Raw genomic sequence first — 15,694 nt, 5'->3', positions numbered from 1 at the left:
CAGCAGGAGGACCTCATCTTCTGCTGCCAGTCTATATAACTGGCCGCAGGGCTGTTATAAAGATTGTATAAAGAACATCTGCTTATAGCTGACCTTTCAGGTATTGCACCACAGAACGGGCCAGCGGACTGTGCTCGTAACCGCCTTCGAGCATTGACAGCAGCCGGCCCTGGCTGTGCCGGGCTGCCAGTTGCGCCAGTTGCTGGCCCAGCCAGAAATAATCCTGATCCGTCAGTTTCATCTGGCCCATTTCATCCTCGATATGGGCGTCAAAACCGGCCGACACCAGCACCAGTTCTGGCTGAAACTGGTGCATCAGTGGCAACCATTCATCCAGCCAGCGCTGACGGTACAAAGCGCCACTGGTGCCGGCATCCAGCGGCATTTTGATAATGGACCCGGACCTGCTGATCGGATCGGTATAAGGGTAATAAGGATGCTGGAAAGAAGAAAAAAACCGCACCCTGGCTTCGCGTTGGAAGATATCTTCAGTGCCATTGCCGTGATGCACATCAAAATCAACAATCAGAATACGCTGTACCTTATAGCGCTCAAGCGCATAAGCGGCGGCAATGGCAATATTGTTAAACAGGCAAAAGCCTTTGGCGGCAGCACGCTCGGCATGATGGCCCGGCGGGCGCACCAGACAAAAGGCTTTGCGATCGGCATCTTGCATCAGATAATCGATAGCGCTGATGCCAGAGCCGGCTGAATACAGTGCAGCCCTGAGCATCTTGGCGTTCAGCTGGGTGTCGTCATCCAGCCAGATATGGCCGTGCTCCGGCACAAGTTCAAACAAAGAATCGACATAAGCGCGGTCATGGGCCAGATACAGATCGTCGCGGCTGGCTGCGTTGCCGTCCCGTTGCTCCAGCACATAAGCCAGGCCTGAACTTAGTAACTGGTCCTGCACCGCGTGCAGTCGCGATGCGGATTCAGGGTGGTCATGACCAACATCGTACTGCAGGCAACGGCCATGGCTGAAAATACAAATACTCATTGGGGGTGTTTCTCTGCAGCCTGTAATGGCAGTTCAAGGAAAACTTCGTCCGGGTCACCACTGCGCAGGCGTTTAAATCCGGCTTTTTCAAAGACTTTTTGCATAGGTTTATTGTCTGAACGCACGTAAGCCAGCATCCGGCTCAGCGCACGTTTTCGCGCAATATCAATCATTTCCTGCAGCAGGCGTTTGGCCATGCCTTTGCCCTGGTGTTTTTCCCGGGTGACAAAGGCCACTTCACAGCTTTGGTCGGCATCGTTCAGGTAATAACGGCCGACCGCCTGGATCTCCAGAATGGAGCCTTTTTGTTTAACGATACAAAGCGCCAGGTCGCGGGACTGATCCACGCTGACCAGGGTGCAGGACTTCTCCCGGCTCATTTGTTTCGGGTGATGGTTGTAACGCAGCAGCAGGGTCTCTTTGGTATGCGAATAAAAAAACTCCTGTAAACGACGCTCATCCGCCGGGTTTAGTGGCCGCAGGTCAAACTCTTCACCGGCAATTTTTAAGGTTTTTACCCCCAGATCACCGAGCTCAGGCACGTCTTTTGGGTAGTCCTTCTGATAATGCGGCACCCAATAGTGTTGCCGTACCTGCTCCAGCAAGGCTTTGCGAAATTTCGGGTGCGCCACCCGGATAAGCTCCAGTGCGCGTTCGCGGATGCTTTTTCCCCTTAAGGAAGCCACGCCGAATTCAGTCACCACATAATGCACATGACCGCGGGAGGTCACCACACCGGCACCTTCACTGATCTGTGGCACTATGCGTGACACAGTGCCGTTTTTAGCAGTGGATGGCAGGGCGATAATCGGCTTGCCGCCTTTACTCATGGAGGCTCCGCGGCTGAAATCGACCTGGCCACCAATACCGCTGTAAAACTTATGGCCAATGGAGTCGGACACCACCTGGCCGGTCAGGTCCACTTCAATGGCGCTGTTGATGGCGACCATCTGGTCGTTGCGGGCAATATGGGTTGGCGAGTTGACGTATTCACTGGGGTAAAACTCCACATGTGGATTGTTATGCACAAAGTCATACAGCGCCTGGCTGCCCATACAAAAGCTGGTGACGGTTTTGCCCGGGTGAAAGCTCTTTTTACTGTTATTGATCACACCTTTGAGCACCAGTTCCATCACGCCGTCAGAAATTACTTCGCTGTGAATGCCTAAATCCTTGTGGTTACCCAGGTAACGCAGCACGGCTTCCGGAATTTTTCCAATGCCCAGCTGCAAAGTTGCACCATCTTCCACCAGCATCGACACGTACTGACCAATACGCTCAGTGACGGCATCCAGTTTGGGCGCGTCCAGCTGAGGCAGCGCCTGTTTGGCTTCAATACAGGCATGAATTTGGCTTTGATGAATAAAGGTATACCCGCTGGTGCGTGGCATCAGCGGGTTGATTTGCGCTATGACTTTTTTGGCTGAACGCACTGCGGCAGACACCACATCGACCGATACACCAAGCGAGCAATACCCCAGCTCATCCGGTGGGCTGACCATCACCAGGGCCGCGTCCAAAGGCAATACTTCCTGTTTAAACAAAGACGGAATTTCCGACATAAAACAGGGGGTGTAATCGGCGCGGCCTTCGGCGACGGCCTGACGTACCTGTTCACCGCCGATAAAGAGCGCATTGACCTTAAATAAATCCTGCAGGCCCGGTTCTACCCAGGGGTTGTCACCCAGCACCATCATTTGCACCAGTTCAATGTCATGCAAACCTTTGGCATGGGTCATCAGATCGGCCAGCAACGCCTGCGGCGCTGCCGCATGGGAGCCAATAAAAATCCGGTGGCCTGATTGTAATAAATCCTGCCAGGGCAGGGAGCTGGTTTTTTTCGCCATATATCCTCAGTCTGATCAGACTAACGTGCCACAGGGGTTTTGTCTGTGCGACTATAGTCGGCTTTGTTGCACAGGCGGCTGATCCAGCGCAAGGCTTTGCAGTTCCTTGCCAAGCAACAACCAAAATTCCCGGTTCAGGCACTGGGTGACATTCAGTCGGGTAAACTGGTCGGCGTCTGGCTGACTGCTGAATTGCCGACCCGGTGCCAGCAGCACCTGATGTGCAAAGAGCCGCTCTGACAGCACAGCACTGCTGATCCCATCGGGCAAACGAACCCAGATTAAAAATCCACCTTCAGGTTTTAATGGCAGGCTGCAGCCAAGTGCCTGCAATTCGTGTTGGACTTTCGCGCGGGCTTCGGACAAGCGCCGCCGCAGCTGTTCAAGGTGACGCTTATAGCCGCCGCCTGTCAATGCCAGGTACATCAGCCGCTCAATACTGCCAGAGGTCGACATACCGGTGATCAGTTTGAGGTCCGTCAGGCTGGCGATCAGCGCCGGTGCGGCTGCAATAAAGCCCACCCGTAAATCAGCCGAAAGGGTTTTGGATAAACTGCCCAGGTACACACTATCCACCAGGCCAGTCAGGCTGGCGTAACGTGGCCCAGGTGTGTTTTCAAAGTCGGCGTAAATATCATCTTCAATCAGCAGCACCTGATGCTGCTTCAGCAGTTGCAACACCTGATAGGCCCTGTGACTTTTTACACTGGCCCCGCTTGGATTCGACAACATCGAATTGGTTAAATAAAGCCTGGGCCTGAATTGCTGCAGCTGCTGTTCCAGCGCGGTCAGGTCCGGCCCATCCTGAGTGCGGGGAATGGGCAGCACCACCGCTTGGTGCAGCTTCAGCAACGCAAAGAAGTTGTAAAAGCCGGGGTCGTCCACCAGCACCGCGTCGCCTGGGCGTAGTAACTGGCGTAACAATAAATCCAGTGCATGCGAGGCGCTGTGGGTCAGCAGTAACTGGGCCGGGCTCAGTTCCATGCCAAAGGCTTTTAACCGGTCTGTGAGTTGCTGGCGCAGGGGGAAATAGCCCTGCGCCGGGCCATAGTCAGTTAACGTCTGCCCCTGACGGGCAAGCTCCCGCAGGCCCTGGCGGATCAAGGTATCCGGCAGCCAGTCTGGCCCCAGCCAGCCGGCCGACACTTTCATCCAGTCCGATTCGCGCTGAAGCGTCTGGCGCATCAGCAACACGTCGGAGGCATGTTCGCTTTGCTGGTGTTCGGCCTCCAGTTGCAGCGAGATCAGGCGGGGGGCCCGCACAAAGACGCCGCTGCCAGCTTGCGCCTGCACCAGCCCGGCAGCGCCCAGCCTGTCGTATAAATCGGACACGGTAAATTTACTGACAGCCAATTCAGCCGCCAGGCTGCGGATGGACGGCAGCTTTTCTCCGGCGGCCCAGCGGCCGGTTTCTATGGCGGTCTTGGCCTGCACAAACAGCTGCTCGACAAAGCTTTGCCGTGCGCTTTTGTCCAGCTGCCACTGCAGCAATGAAATTGTCATGGGTTTACCACCTGCACAGTTTGACTGCATCTCTGCATAACTGTCCTGATTGTCATGGTGAAGGATTCACTATAGTGCCAGAGGAAAGCGAAAGTCCAGTCCGCCAGGCGCAAGGAGAGAGTGATGAGTGTGCAAGCCCAACCTCAGGTTGTGTCCAGAGAAAAAATGAAAGGCTGGTGTTATGGTCTGGCCGGTATGCTGATGTTTTCCGGGGGAATTCCTGCCACTAGGGCGGCCGTGCTGAGCCTGAACCCGGTCTTTGTGGGTGCGGCCAGGGCATTGATAGCGGCAGCTCTGGCTCTGGCCCTGTTGTGGCTGACCCGTCAGCCTATTCCAACCCGGCAGAAATGGAAAGGGCTGACCGGGGTGTTGGCTGGTGCTGTGATGGGCTATCCGTTGCTATCAGCACTGGCATTGCAACAAATGGGCGCCAACCATGGCACTTTGGTCAGCAGCGTGATGCCGCTGTTCACTGCTGTCTTTGGCGCCTGGTTAACGCGGCGCTGGCCACGTCTGGGCTTTTGGTGTTGTGCGCTGACCGGGACTGCGCTGGTGACGGGTTATGCGCTCTACAGTGGCGATGGTCGTTTACATCTGGCCGACTTGTATTTGCTGCTGGCCTGCCTGCTCTGCGGTTACAGCTATGCGCAAGGCGCCGTATTGGCCAAAGAACTTGGCAGCTGGCAGGTGATCTGCTGGGCACTGGTGATGGGCATACCGCTGCTGCTGCCTCTGGTCTGGTGGTATTTCCCGCAGGATCTGAGCGCGGTCAGTACCACGGGTTGGCTGGGTCTGGCGTATTTGTCCATTTTCAGTATGTTTCTTGGTTTTTTTGCCTGGTACAAAGGCCTGGCGCTGGCCGGCATTGCCGAGGTTAGTCAGCTGCAGCTGTTAACGCCTTTTGTGGCGCTGTTTTTAGCGGCGGTGGCACTGCATGAAACTGTGTCTGCGGCGCAACTGATGCTGGCTGGGGCTGTGGTCGGCTGTATTGCGCTTGGCCGGCGCTTCGCCTGACAAGTGGCCTGTTGCAGGCCGCTTTTTTACTGGTCTGACGGCGAAAAAACGCGTATAGTAGCGCGCTTTTTGCCGGGCTGAGCCGGCGTTTAACCAGAGTGAGGCCGACCGTGATTTCCACCGCTAATATCACCATGCAATTTGGCGCTAAGCCGCTGTTTGAAAATATTTCTGTGAAGTTTGGTGGTGGCAACCGTTATGGCCTGATTGGTGCCAATGGTTGTGGCAAGTCCACCTTTATGAAAATTCTGAGCCGCGAGCTGGACCCAAGCGCAGGAAATGTGTCGGTGGAGCCGAATTTCCGTGTGGCCAAACTGCATCAGGACCAGTTCGCTTTTGAAGAATTCAGCGTGATTGACACCGTGATTATGGGCCACGCCGAACTCTGGGCGGTGAAGGCTGAACGTGACGCCATTTATGCCAAGCCGGATATGAGCGAAGAGGATGGTCTGCGGGTGGCCGATCTGGAAGTGGCGTACGGCGAAATGGACGGCTACAGCGCCGAGTCCCGTGCCGGCGAATTGCTGCTGGGTGTAGGTATTCCGCTGGAGCAGCATTACGGTCCTATGTCGGCCGTGGCGCCGGGCTGGAAACTGCGGGTGCTGCTGGCGCAGGTACTGTTTGCCGATCCGGACATTATGTTGTTGGACGAACCGACCAACAACCTGGACATTCTGACCATTCGCTGGCTGGAAAACGTGCTGGCGGAACGCAACAGCACCATGATCATTATTTCGCACGACCGTCACTTCTTAAACTCGGTTTGCACTCATATGGCCGATTTAGATTACGGCGAGCTGCGGGTGTATCCGGGCAACTACGACGAATACATGCTGGCGGCCACCCAGGCCCGTGAACGCCTGCTGTCCGACAACGCCAAGAAAAAAGCCCAGATAGCAGAGCTACAAACCTTCGTCGCCCGTTTCTCGGCCAATGCCTCAAAGGCCCGTCAGGCGACGTCGCGCGCCAAGCAGATTGATAAGATCAAACTGGATGAAGTGAAAGCCTCCAGCCGGGTGAACCCATTTATCCGTTTTGAGCAGCAAAAGCAGCTGTACCGTCTGGCACTGGAAGTCACGGATCTGGCGAAAAACTACGGCGAGCATCAGGTGCTGAAGAACCTGAACCTGATGATTGAAGTGGGTGAAAAAGTGGCCATTCTCGGTACCAACGGTATAGGTAAAACCACCTTACTGAAGTGTCTGGTGGGCGAAGAGCCCGTCAGCGGCGGTACAGTGAAATGGTCAGAAAACGTCAATATCGGCTACTACGCCCAGGACCATGCGCATGAGTTTGAAGCCGATATGAGCCTGTTTGACTGGATGAGCCAGTGGAAACAACCATCGGACGACGAACAGGCTATTCGTGGCATTCTGGGCCGTTTGTTGTTTTCGCAGGATGAAATCAAGAAGTCGGTCAAGGTGCTGTCGGGCGGTGAAAAAGGCCGCATGCTGTTTGGTAAGCTGATGCTGCAACGGCCAAATATCCTGATCATGGATGAACCAACCAACCACCTGGATATGGAGTCCATTGAATCGCTGAATATGGCGCTGGATATGTTTAAAGGCACCTTGCTGTTTGTCAGCCATGACCGCGAGTTTGTGTCGTCACTGGCCAGCCGTATAGTGGAGATCACTGACAAAGAGGTGCGTAACTTTGTCGGCAGCTACGACGATTACCTGGCGCAGCAGGACGCATTGCAGCAAGGTCGTTAACAGCACAAAGCGCACTGCAAAGGCCCGGATTCTTCCGGGCTTTTTTGTTATGTACAGGAAGTAGGGTACGCCTGTTATGCAGGAGCAATCACTGGCGATTGCAACAAGGCTTTGGTTTGAGAAGCCAAAGCTCCCTATGGTACTGTAATGCCAGACCTACCAGAAAGGAGTAACAGGATGAATATCAATATCGGTATTGAAGAAAACGATCGCAAAGCCATTGCTCAGGGCCTGGCAACCTTGCTGGCAGATACCTACACCCTGTATCTGAAAACCCACAATTACCACTGGAACGTGACAGGCCCAATGTTCCAGACCCTGCATTTATTGTTTGAAACTCAGTACACCGAGCTGTCAGCGGCGGTCGACCTGATTGCTGAGCGTATCCGCGCTTTAGGTGAGTTTGCACCTGGTTCTTACAAAGAGTTCGCCAAGCTGACCAGTATTCAGGAAGCGGATGGAATTCCAACCGCAGTGGATATGATCAAAGATTTGGTCAAAGGCCAGGAAGCGCTGGCCAGAACGGCACGCTCTATAGTGCCGGTCGCCGATAAAGCCTCAGATGAACCCACGCTGGACTTACTGACCCAACGCATGCAAGTGCATGAAAAAAACGCCTGGATGTTACGCAGCCTGTTAGGTTAAGCCGTACTAAAAAGGCCGGGACTCCGTAGTGCCAGTCAGAGAAGCAGTTTTTATGCAAAAACTGCTTCTCTAATCACGAGTGGGTTCAGATGCAGCGGAAAAGGCAAAGCCCACACTGCCACGCCGTAAACCCATCCCTGGGGGGCAGCGAAGCGTGTTGTTCGACATCCATGTCTCACAGGGGCAGCTTAGTTCTTTGCCTTTCCTCGCTTTGGATACCCCCTTTGCTTTTCCTGCCCCGAACTCCTGGCGAATGCCCCCTTAGACGGCAGTTTCGGCGTCTTGGGCGCGATTTTGGGCCGGGCTTTATCTGACTGGCATTAGCGGAACTCCGACCCTTTTTTTGTCAGTAAAAATGGTAACTGAATGAGACGCCAAAAGTACGGGGAGGACCGGATATCTGGGTACTGAAATTCAGATCCGAGGTGGCTTTGTCGGTCTGATACACCAGGTATTCGCGGTCGAGCAGGTTCTTCGCCCACAGTGCCACTTCAATACGGCCGTCGTCCGACACCAGTCCCAGCTGGCTATTGACCAGCAGGTTGCCGCCCAGCTGAGTGGCGGCCAGGTTGCGTGACTCGGAATACATCGCACTGCGGTAGCTGGAATCAATGGCCCAACAAGGCGCCCAGCTGCCCAATTGCGGCAATTCGAGCTGGGACGCCAGCGTCACAGTCCATTTGGCAGATCCCGGCAGCTGATTGCCCGAACAGTCGTCGGCGGCATGGCAGTTGCTGAACTCGTCAAAGTGGGCGTCGGCGTAACCCAGACTGGATTTCACGCTCCAGTTCGACGCCAGCTTTAGCGTCAGCTCTGCTTCCAATCCCTGACTGGTTGCACTGGGGCCGTTGACGATTTGGTTGACACCATTGTCGTCCACCACCAGGGTCTGAATATCCTGATAATCCAGGTAAAAGGCTGCCAGGTTCAGCCGGGCCCGCCGCTGCCACAAGTCCGTCTTGGCGCCAAATTCATAACTCAGCACCTGTTCACGGCCAAAACCAATCTGCGGATTATGAATATCACCACCGATAGCTGCGGCCGACTGAGGCCGGAAGCTATAGCCACCTTCTTTAAAGCCTTTGGCCACTTTGCCGTAAAAATGCAAATCAGCATTCAGGCTGTAATTCAGCCCTGTGGTCCAGGATAAAAAGTCATCGCTCTGGCTTTGTCGGGTCAGTGGAATATCGACATAGTTCAGCAGATAAAAGCCGGGCAAGCTGGTTTCGTAGCCTCCCTGACTAAACTGCATGTCTTTGTCTAAGGTGGAGTAGCGCAGGCCGGTAAAGGCGGTCAGTTGCTCCGTCAGGTCCTGGGTCAGGTTGGTAAAAAACGCTGAACTCTGGGTTTGCACCTGGCCGTCAATCTCGACACCCGAATTGGCCGGTAACGCGAAACTGGTCGGGTAGGGGGCGGTTAAGCCGGTGGGAATGCCCTGGATGCCCGTCGGGCTGAAAAAACGCTGCAGGTTGACGGCGTCGTTATCCAGGTAATACAGGCCTGCCACATAACGAAAACTGCTGTCTGTCGGTGAAATCAGCTGAAATTCCTGAGTGAACTGCTGGTTATTTTCCGATTCGATGCTGCTGGACAGTCGCAGCGACGTGCCGTCCGCGTCATTGGCCAATAAGGAATCATAAACTTTGCGGGCGCTGATGGATTTAAACTCATGGCCGCTGTCAAAGCGATAATTTAAGGTTGCGTCTGTGCCCCAATTGTCGCGAAGGCCATAGGCGTCTTCTTTATTGGCTTTAACCTGGTCAGCGCCGTCCACCAACTGATCAGCAATTGCCTGCTGCTGGCTCAGCACCCCAATGTAACCAAGTCCTGCGGCATAGTCGGTCAGTTTTCGGGCTGGTGGTGTGCTGGTATCTTTCAGCCAGTCGGCACTGATATCCAACGTCAGCGGGCTTGTCGGGGTGAATCTGAGTTGAACCCTGCCACCGTCACGGTCATCGTCAAAAAAACGGTTATTTTCCGCCTGATTGTACTGGTAGCCGTCACGCGTTACTGTAAAACCGGAAAGGCTGGCCGCCAGTACTCCTTCCACCAGGCCGCCACTGACATACGCATTGGCTTTTTTCAGGCCATAATTGCCGGCATCCAGCTTTAGCTTGGCTTCGGTGTCGCCACTGGGTTTTTTGGTGGTAATGCTGACCACCCCCAGGTTGGTGTTCTGACCAAATAAGGTGCCTTGCGGACCACGCAGCACTTCCACCTGCTCAATATTGCTCAGCTCCTGGTTAAAACCTGTAGGCCTGGAATACACCACACCGTCAATATAAATACCAAGACCAGGGCTGGCGCCCGAGTTAAATACGCCGTTAGGGTTGGAAGGAATACCACGCAGATTCACAGTGGTGGTAAAAGCCGACATCACACTCATCGACAGGTTCGGTACTGAGAATTGTAAATCCTGCAGATTCTGCAAGTTACCCCGTTCCAGTTCTTTACCGCTGAGCACAGAGAGTGCCAGGGGCACTTCCTGCATATTTTCACCACGCTTTTGCGCTGTGACCATAATACGTTCGACCTCCAGCTCAGTCTGATTGTCCTGAGCCACCGCCTGGTGGACTGCCAGACTGAGTGGCAGCAGAGCCAGGGACCATCGGCCGGCGTTTAACATCTGATGTTGCATTCTTTCTTCCTCTGGTAGTTTTGTGTTGCCGCTTCGGATGGCGGTTGGAATGACCCGCTATGGGGTGTTTCTGTTTAACCAGACCAGGGGGGAAACCGCATCCGGCTTTGCAAATCCGGAAAAACAGGGCCATTTAGTCGTGGATAAGGCTTGGTTTGCCTATTGCGGCTTTGCAAATAAATACCCTATAGTCGGTGAGGACCGACCAGTTGATGAAACAAGGAATAGGGAGATTTGTATGATCCAATGGCTGTATCAGCCGTTGCAGCTGCATACCGTCAGCCTGATGCTGCTGGCGTTATTGCTGCTTTGTCTGATGTTGTTTGCCGTGCTTTGGTCCTTATGGCGGCATAACAGGGAGGCACTTGCCTGGTTTGGTGCTTTGTCGTCGGTCTGTGCCGTACTGGCATTGTTTTATCTGGTGCAGTATGAAAAGCCGGAGTGGCGTCAGCAGCTTTATACCCTGGTGTCGCTGCAGATGTGGCTTGGGCCTTTGTTGTATTTTTTTACGCTGAAGATGGTCAAACCAGAGCAGGCATTACCTCGGTTTTGGGGCTGGCATTTGCTGCCGGCGCTCGCATTGGCGCTGTTATGGTGGCTGCAGTGGCCTTTGGCGCAAACGGATCCCAGCTTGTGGTCCTGCATGGAAGACAGCAGTTGCAGCCAGAGTTATGCCGACCGCTGGCTGCACCGGCTCAGTGCCTGGTTGTCTATTGGCACCTACAGCGGCCTGTCGCTGCAGCAACTGCACGAACACCACCAGCGTTTGAAGCAGCAGCACTCCGCACTTGAGCATATTCAGCTGCAGTGGTTACGGCTGTTGTGTCAGGTGTTTATCGCGGCCGTGTTGTTGTCCTTTGGCTCCGAGCTGTTGGTGCTGGCCGGTTTTCCTTTGTATATCAGTGGTGCTGGCATTCAGGCGTTTGCGCCGTTGGTGTCTTTATTTATGCTGAGTTACTTCGGCCTGCGCCAGCTGCCATTGCAGCTTGGTACGGCGCAGCAAGCGAACTCGTCGGGCACGGCTCAACGGGCGCCCATGCCACTACAGGGCCAGGATCGTAAATACCAGACCAGCAGCCTGACCAAAGCTGCGGCCGAGCAGTTATGGCAGCAATTGCTGGAGCTGATGCAAAGCCAGAAGCCGTACCTGGAAGCCGGATTAAAAATAGCAGAGCTGGCGCAGCAGCTGGAGCAGACTCCTCACCATGTCTCTGAGACCATCAATGGTCATGCCGGACTGAGCTTCTATGACTTTATTAACAACTATCGGGTGGATGAAGCAGCGCGTCTGTTGCTGAACAGGAAATACGACCACTGGTCGGTGACTGACGTTGGTTTTCAGTCTGGTTTTAATTCCAACTCTACCTTCTTTGCCCAATTTAAAAAGCGTTTAAAGCAGACGCCTAAACAGTTTCGCGAACAACGTCAGCAGGGGACTGCCTCATATGATTTTGCAAAGCCGGAAGATCAGCAGTGGTCACAGAGCTAAAAATCGGCTGTTAATTCTCAATAGACAAGGGTTGTTATGACACTCAAACAAATTTTTACCACAGCACTTTTGGGCCTGAGCCTGCTCGTTGCGGTGTTGTTGTACCGTACTTTAACCTTGACCTTGCCGGATTGGCCTGTGCCAGAGGCCAGCAAGGTTCAGCCAGATCCCGCTCAGTTAGCTGCAAATCTGTCCAAAGCGGTGCAGTTTAAGACCATCTCCTTTGATCATGGCGTGGTGGATAAAGCCGCCTTTGACGGTTTTGTCGCCTTTTTAGCACAGACCTACCCAGAGTTGCATCAACAGGCCAGCCTGACCCGCCTGAATGACTACACGCTGCTGTTTTATCTGAAAGGACGTGACCGCGCCCGTCCCCCGGTGCTCTGGTCAGCCCATTACGACGTTGTGCCTGTGATCCCTGGGACAGAAAAAAACTGGAGCTATGCTCCATTTGCCGGCACCCTTGCGGAAGGCTATATCTGGGGCCGCGGTACTATGGATGACAAAGGTTCTGCCATTGCCATGCTGGAAGCTGTCAGCTGGTTGCTGCGGCAGGAACAGCAGCCAGGACATGATCTGTACCTGGCGCTGACCCATGATGAAGAAATTGGCAGTACCAAAGGCTCGCAAGCGGTGGCGAATTGGTTTAAGCAACAAGGCATTCAGTTGGGTTGGACCCTGGACGAAGGCTCATTTGTGCTCGACGGCATGGTGCCAGGGATCAGTCAGAAAGTCGCCAGTATCAATATTGCCGAAAAAGGCTACATGAATGTCGAGCTGGTGGCGTCCGCTGCCGGTGGCCACAGTTCTATGCCTCCAGGAGAGACGGCAGTGACTATTCTGGCTCAGGCCTTACTGAGGCTGAAGGAGCACCAGTTGCCAGCCAGTCTGGACGGCTTACCGCTGCAGTTTTACCAGCGTCTGGCTCCGGCCATGGGCTTTACCCAGCGTCTGTTGGTTGCTAACAGCTGGTTGTTTGGCCCTTTGATTGAAGCCGAATTAGCAAAGATGCCTGCGGGGAATGCCATGCTGCGCACCACCTATGCACCAACCATGCTGTCGGGCAGCGTCAAATCCAATGTACTGCCGATTGAAGCCAGGGCGACAGTGAATTTGCGTATTCATCCGCGTGACACTGTTGAAGCCGTGATAGCGCATCTGGAGCGGGTGATTGCGGACCCACGTATCCGGCTGGTGGCAGAGCGGGGCATGGAAGCGTCCCCGGTCAGTGCTGCAGATAACAAGGCGTTCAGGTTATTGGAGCAGGTCAGCCGCAAAGTCCATGGGGATGTACTGACAGTACCCGGATTGACTCTGGGCGCAACCGACAGCCGCTTTTACAGTGACATTGCACAGGCCAATTACCGTTACGCGCCTATGGTGGTCACGCCTCAGGATCTGACCGGCTTTCATGGGACAGACGAGCGGATTAGCCAGGACAATCTGGTGAAAGCCGTGCAGTTTTACGCCGAATTGTTACTGGCCACCACTGAATAAACTAAAGCGAAGGGGCGTCGCTGCCCCCGCTGATTTAAACCCGGAAGGTGCGGGTGCTTTCCAGCATTTGCACGGCCAGACGCTCCTGCGAGGTGGCGGTGTGGTACAACTCGTTCATCGAGGCGACCGTATGCTCAGCGGCTTGTTTGACCGCCGTCAGTTTGGCGCGCAGGCGTTGATTGGCCTGGTACTGTGCTTCGCCATTGCTGGCTACCTCTGCACTCTGTTGCCCGACGGAGCCAATCAGGCTGCGAATTTGCGACAGGGCGCCCAGCGCTTTTTCCGACCCTTGCAGGCATTGTTCGGCACTTTCCCGCTCTTTGGCCAAATCCAGTGCGGTTTCATCCACAGTGCTCATCAGGCGGCGTAACATCTGCTGAATTTCCGCTGTTGCATGTTGGGTGCTGCCGGATAAATGCCGCACTTCGTCGGCCACCACCGCAAAACCACGGCCATGTTCACCGGCGCGGGCCGCTTCAATGGCGGCGTTCAGCGCCAGCAGGTTGGTTTGCTCTGAAATGCCTTTGATGGTGTCCAGCACCGACACAATGGCGGTCGCTGCGTCACGCAACGCCGACATACTCTGGCTGGAATTGCTGACCTGACCCGACAGCTGGCGAATGTTCAGTGCCACCTGTTCTATGTCTTCATAGCCTTGTTCAGCCTGTGCTGCGGCGTGGCTGGCTTGCTGAGCGGACAGACGCAGCACATCAGCAGACTGCTGCAGCTGGCGGTCCAGCTGTTCACTTTGTTGCTCCAGCAACTGCATATCTGCACCTTGTCGCTCCGCTGCTTCTTTGCACAGCTGGCTGATTTGCAGGTTCTGGCTGGCGGCTGACGCTGTTTGTTCGGTGGCACTGCTGATCCGGCTGATTAAATCGCGGAACGAGCGGAACAGGCTGGTCATGGCGCTGCTGATGGCGCCAATTTCATCGCCAGAGCGGTGGGCAAACTGCACTGTTAAATCGTGCTGCTGTGCTGCATCGTCAATCTGTTGGTGCAGCCGCTGCAGTGGGCTGGCAAAACGACGGGCCGCCACATACACCAGCCACATCACGACTAACCCCAACACAAGTACCGCCAGGGTGCTGCTGAGGATCAGGGACCAGCGGATATCTGACACAGCCGCATAACTTTCATCACTGTCCTGCTGCACCAACAAGGCATACTGATCTGTGCCAATCTGCAATGGAGTCCAGCTTTTCAGCACCGCTTTGCCACGGTAATCTGTCACCTCTGCAATGCCAGACTGACCTTGCAGTGCCAGTTCAGCTTCGGCCGAATCCAGCTTATTGATGCCGCCCAGACCATAAGGTCCGGCCTGGAATTGCGGATTTTGTTGCAAAAATTCGGTTGGGTTTTCCAGATAGGGCCGCAGCTCGGTGACCAGTTTGCGCTCGTCGTTGATTAAATACAGGTCACCGCTTTGGCCCAAACCCAGTTCAGCCCACTTCTGACCTGCTGTCATCAGTTGGGTAAAACGGCTGACCGGGTACTGCGCCACCAGAAATCCGGACAACTGATCCTGACTGCCCGGCGCCATCACAGGCACCGCCAGCCACAACACCTGCTGCAGCAAAGACCCAGGGTAGGCCGAAATGGCTGAGATCTGCAGGCCTGCTTTGGGTGTTTTTTGCATGCGGCTGAGCAATGATGCCAACTCTGTTTTGGCAAAAGGCCCTTGTTGTAAATTGCTGGCAAACAGCGGCCCTTTCGTGACGTTGTAAATCACATTGAGATTGGCGGCATCCACCAGCATTAAATCCTGGTAGCCGTAGCGTTGCTGAATTTCCAGAAAACTGTGGTGGTACTTGCGGTGCTGCTGGCCGTATACAGAGCCATCACTGCGGTCGTCCAATAAATACTGTTGCCCCAGCGGTTTGTCGTTGGTGACCACGTAATACTGCTGCAGCAACAGGTTTTCCAGCTTGCTCTGTTCCAGGTAGGTGTCCAGTGCAAAAGGCTGCCCCTGAGTTTGCTGCTGGTAATACGGCTGATACTGTTGCCGATACCAGTCGCCAACCTGTTGTTTCAGCACCTCCAATGATGGCGCCTGTACTTCATAACGGTAAGACACAAAGGGGTTTTTAAAGGCGTACAGAGCGTCCTGAGTCAGACGGTTGTTGGCCATGGCACTGAGTAATTGTTTCTGGCTGTCCAATTCCTGCGTCAATAAACTATGGCGGCCTGAAGTTAAGGCAAGAAACTGCTGTTCTGTTGCTTTTTTCAGTGCTGTGGAGCTTTCTGATAAGGCCAGAATCCCACTCAGAGTGGCCGACACCATGACAGCCGACACCACCAGCACCCCAGCCCCAAGGGTTAATTTACGTGCGATATTCATACTAC

10 protein-coding genes are annotated in these 15,694 nt (G+C 54.5%); 5 read left to right on the top strand and 5 right to left on the bottom strand.

The window, feature by feature from the left end:
- Positions 1-82 precede the first annotated feature (82 nt).
- The 3 genes from WKJ03_RS15785 to WKJ03_RS15775 are packed head-to-tail and all read right to left on the bottom strand — an operon-like array spanning position 83 to position 4,350.
- Positions 83-1,000: a histone deacetylase family protein gene (locus WKJ03_RS15785; protein ID WP_337843198.1), complete on the bottom strand. Its 918-nt coding sequence runs from the start codon at positions 998-1,000 to the stop codon at positions 83-85.
- Positions 997-2,847, bottom strand: a complete 1,851-nt coding sequence (locus WKJ03_RS15780; protein ID WP_337843197.1) for a GNAT family N-acetyltransferase — start codon at positions 2,845-2,847, stop codon at positions 997-999. Before WKJ03_RS15780 ends, WKJ03_RS15785 begins: the two co-directional genes overlap by 4 nt.
- A gap of 51 nt (positions 2,848-2,898) precedes the next feature.
- A complete protein-coding gene (locus WKJ03_RS15775) occupies positions 2,899-4,350 on the bottom strand; it encodes a PLP-dependent aminotransferase family protein (RefSeq protein WP_337843196.1) in 1,452 nt (483 codons plus the stop codon).
- 123 nt (positions 4,351-4,473) lie between these two features.
- Here WKJ03_RS15775 and WKJ03_RS15770 point away from each other — a divergent pair, with 123 nt between their 5' ends.
- From WKJ03_RS15770 to WKJ03_RS15760, 3 genes are all read left to right on the top strand, one after another.
- Positions 4,474-5,364, top strand: coding sequence for a DMT family transporter (locus WKJ03_RS15770; protein ID WP_337843195.1), 891 nt, complete (start codon positions 4,474-4,476; stop codon positions 5,362-5,364).
- 110 nt (positions 5,365-5,474) lie between these two features.
- The gene (locus WKJ03_RS15765) at positions 5,475-7,079 is read left to right on the top strand and encodes an ABC-F family ATPase (protein ID WP_337843194.1); all 1,605 of its coding nucleotides are present in this window, start codon (positions 5,475-5,477) and stop codon (positions 7,077-7,079) included.
- 177 nt (positions 7,080-7,256) lie between these two features.
- Positions 7,257-7,724, top strand: a complete 468-nt coding sequence (locus WKJ03_RS15760; RefSeq protein WP_337843193.1) for a Dps family protein — start codon at positions 7,257-7,259, stop codon at positions 7,722-7,724.
- A gap of 346 nt (positions 7,725-8,070) precedes the next feature.
- On the opposite strand, the gene WKJ03_RS15755 is transcribed toward WKJ03_RS15760, so the two are convergent.
- A complete protein-coding gene (locus WKJ03_RS15755) occupies positions 8,071-10,362 on the bottom strand; it encodes a TonB-dependent receptor (protein ID WP_337843192.1) in 2,292 nt (763 codons plus the stop codon).
- Between the two features lie 238 nt (positions 10,363-10,600).
- Here WKJ03_RS15755 and WKJ03_RS15750 point away from each other — a divergent pair, with 238 nt between their 5' ends.
- Together WKJ03_RS15750 and WKJ03_RS15745 are read left to right on the top strand one after the other, a co-directional pair.
- The gene (locus WKJ03_RS15750) at positions 10,601-11,851 is read left to right on the top strand and encodes an AraC family transcriptional regulator (RefSeq protein WP_337843191.1); all 1,251 of its coding nucleotides are present in this window, start codon (positions 10,601-10,603) and stop codon (positions 11,849-11,851) included.
- Positions 11,852-11,887: 36 nt separating this feature from the next.
- Positions 11,888-13,348: a M20 family peptidase gene (locus WKJ03_RS15745; RefSeq protein WP_337843190.1), complete on the top strand. Its 1,461-nt coding sequence runs from the start codon at positions 11,888-11,890 to the stop codon at positions 13,346-13,348.
- Positions 13,349-13,382: 34 nt separating this feature from the next.
- Here WKJ03_RS15745 and WKJ03_RS15740 read toward each other — a convergent pair whose 3' ends face one another.
- Positions 13,383-15,689 (bottom strand): methyl-accepting chemotaxis protein, encoded by a 2,307-nt coding sequence (locus WKJ03_RS15740; protein WP_337843189.1) that lies wholly within the window; start codon positions 15,687-15,689, stop codon positions 13,383-13,385.
- Positions 15,690-15,694: the final 5 nt, after the last annotated feature.

Origin of the sequence: Rheinheimera sp., assembly GCF_037442525.1 — a bacterium.
Taxonomy (GTDB): domain Bacteria; phylum Pseudomonadota; class Gammaproteobacteria; order Enterobacterales; family Alteromonadaceae; genus Pararheinheimera.
This window is presented reverse-complemented; position numbering and strand designations above follow the sequence as displayed.